Below are 2,845 nucleotides of genomic sequence, written 5' to 3' on the forward strand. Positions count from 1 at the left end.
CCCAGAGGTCGCAGGTTCAACTCCTGTCCCCGCTACTCAGTAGCACGAAGGCCCGGAGGCACCAGCCTCCGGGCCTTCGCCGTGTCCGGCCGGGCGGGGTCGAATAAATCCGTTGCCCGGGTCGGTGGGCGGTGCCTATGGTGGCCGCACACTGAAAGGAGGTGATCCTGAGTTGAGTTCCATCAGGATGCGTGAGGTGGCTGCTCGCTAGAGCCGCCCCTGCCTGTGCAGCGGTGAGGCCGTCGAGGTCTCCGGCTCAGGCTAATTCCCAGCAGTCACCCGGCCCGTGGGCTCACCGGTACATCCCCGGTGCCTCGGCGTCCGTCCCCCATGGGGGCGGCCCGAGGAGCAGCCCACGGGCCGTCTGCGTTCCCGGCCCCGGCCCCGGATCCCGGCCCGGCCGTTCCGGCGGGAAGCCGTGCCCGCGGGCCTTCGCGGTGACGGCGATGGCTTTGTTCACGTGAAGTAGCAGCGTTTGGCCAGCGGTTAGCAATCTTGAACGGTGCGGATGTTCGCGAGAAATGAAGTCGGCCTACGGGACGCCCCTCTCATGCGGATCTTGCTGGCCCCGTAGAAGGGCTGCTGGTCGGCTTGTTCTACGGGAAGTTGGGCAGTGGCGCTGTCGGCGGACACTCCTACGGTGAGCACAAAGATCATCGGTGGAGTGGGGCGGGAGGCTGTCGTGGGCTGGTGGAACAGGAAACCTGGGGACCGGGAGCGGTGGGTGCTGGATCCGCTGGTGGGTGTGGGGCCTCTGCGGTTCGGGATGGATCCGCAGCAGGTCCAGGACGTGCTGGGGGAGAAGTGCAGCTCTGCCCTGAGTGAGGGCGGCTGGATGTCCGAGGCCAGGCAGGTGGCCAGCGGGGACTACAGCGGGCTCGGGCTGACTGTGTTCTACAGGCCGGGCCGCCGCTTGGCCGCGGTGGCGATCAGCGCGATGGATGGTCCGCTGGTGCGCCTGGGGGAGGTCGAGCTCGTCGCCAGGACACCCTCAGCCGCGAGTGCGGACCTGCGCCGCCTTGCCCAGGAGAAGCCGGTCAAGGTACGGGCAAACCGGCACGGCGAGGCGGAGGTACCGGCCTGGGGCGTCTCCCTGCACGTCACTCAGGAGTTGGGCCAGGGCCCCGACGGGTACGCCCAGCGCAAGGACAGGGTGATCACCGGCCTGCTGGCCACCGGCCCCGAATGGGCCGACGACCTCTGGAACGCCAAGCCGGTCGCCGATCGGTTCGGGCTCCGCAACGAACGGGCCGATCCGGGACCGTGGCCGGTGACCCCCGACGAAGACCGTCCGCGCTGGCAGTGCGCGCCGCACGAGGGAGTCGGCCCGCTGCGCTTCGGGATGAGCCCGCAGCAGGTGTCGGCCGCCCTGGACGGCGAGGCACCGACCGAGAGCTGGGGCCACTACTCCTTCCCAGCAGGCAGCCTTTGGGAGGGCCAAGGCAGTCCCGACGAGTGGCACATCAGCAAGGAGTACTACGCCCAGGCCGGGGTGAGCGTGCACTACCTCTACGAGTCCCAGGCGCGCAGAGGCAGTGCGCTGGTCCAGGTGAGCGTTCATGGCCGCACCGGCCCCCAGGTGATCTTCGACGGCATCGAACTGATCGGGCGCAAGCCCTCTGCCGTCGATACCGACATCAACCGCTGCACCCAGGACAGAGACTTGGATCTGCGCATAGGTGGCGACTGGGACCTCAGCTTGGGCGACTCCGAGGTGTGGGTACGGGCGGAACGGGCCGGAGACGCCTCGGTCAGCGCAGCTTCCTTCTGCGTCAAGGACTTGGAGTATCGCGGCGGCTGACAGCGGAACTGCAGGCCGGAGAACAGGCCAGTGCGGCCACCCCACCCGTTCTGCGCGATCGTCCGAGCCACGCACGCTCCGATGCTGGCCAGGCAAGTACCCGCTGACGTCAAAACTCGTGAACATCGCCCACCCATGGTTCGGGGCGCCTCCCGAACTCCTGAACAGCTGACGCCACAACTCGTGTAGAAAGCCACGGCGAGGACGGGCAGCAGCAGGGCGAGGGCGAGGGCGAACCAGGGCGGGGCGATGGCGGGGCGCCTACCCGGTCGCGGTGCGCGCGCCGCGCGGTGCCTGGGTGCCGTCCCGGGCGTGCCGCGGGCGCAGGGCCAGGACGCTGCCGGTCCGGCCGGTGCGCAGGACGCGGCTGGTGATGCGGTGGTGGCGCAGGGCGGCGCGCAGTTCGGTGAGGTGGGGGCAGGGGCGGCCGCGTTCGTCGTGCAGGGGGTAGACCCGTACCTCGCCGTCGGGGGCGGTGACCCGGGCGAGTTCGCGCAGTGCGCGGAGCTGGTCGGCGGGGCCGAAGACGGCCGGGTAGGCGAACAGCAGGTAGGAGCTGAGGGTGAGGGCGAAGGTGCCGTCGGCGAACGGGAGCCGGGGCAGCGCGGCGGCGACGTAGCGCTCGGGGCGGACGGCGGCGTCGGCGGCGAACAGCCGGCGGGCGCGGTCCCAGCTGCGCAGGTACTTCTCGGGGCGCCGCCGGCGGTCGGCGGGGAGGTGGCCGCGGGGGTCGCGCCGGATGGCCTCGGCCATGACCGCGCGGCCGTCGGCGGCGAGTCCGGCGAGGCGGCGCGGGCCGAGCGCGTAGCCGGGGTCGGCGGCGACCACCTCGCAGCCGAGCGCGCGGGCCTCGGCGGCGAGGGCGGCGGCACCGCCGGGGCAGTCGAGGACGGGGCCGGACAGGTGGCTCAGGTCGGCGCGGGTGAGGCCGAAGCAGGCGCAGTACTCGTCCAGCGGGCGGGAGGTGACCAGCACCGGCGGGGCGGCCGCGGGCCCGGACGGGGCGGCCGCGGGCCCGGACGGGGCGGCCGCGGGCCCGGACGG

At 72.0% G+C, this 2,845-nt stretch carries 2 protein-coding genes; one reads left to right on the forward strand and one right to left on the reverse strand.

Annotated elements, in window-relative coordinates; all coding sequences use genetic code 11:
- Positions 1-640: 640 nt before the first annotated feature.
- Complete coding sequence (locus ACFUEL_RS37885; RefSeq protein ID WP_380242492.1) at positions 641-1,801, forward strand: hypothetical protein; 1,161 nt, start codon at positions 641-643, stop codon at positions 1,799-1,801.
- Between the two features lie 261 nt (positions 1,802-2,062).
- On the opposite strand, the gene ACFUEL_RS37890 is transcribed toward ACFUEL_RS37885, so the two are convergent.
- Positions 2,063-2,845, reverse strand: a 783-nt coding sequence (locus ACFUEL_RS37890; protein ID WP_380242494.1) for a class I SAM-dependent methyltransferase, incomplete at its 5' end; no start/stop codon positions are given.

The organism is Kitasatospora sp. NPDC057198 (genome assembly GCF_042670125.1).
Lineage (GTDB): Bacteria > Actinomycetota > Actinomycetes > Streptomycetales > Streptomycetaceae > Kitasatospora.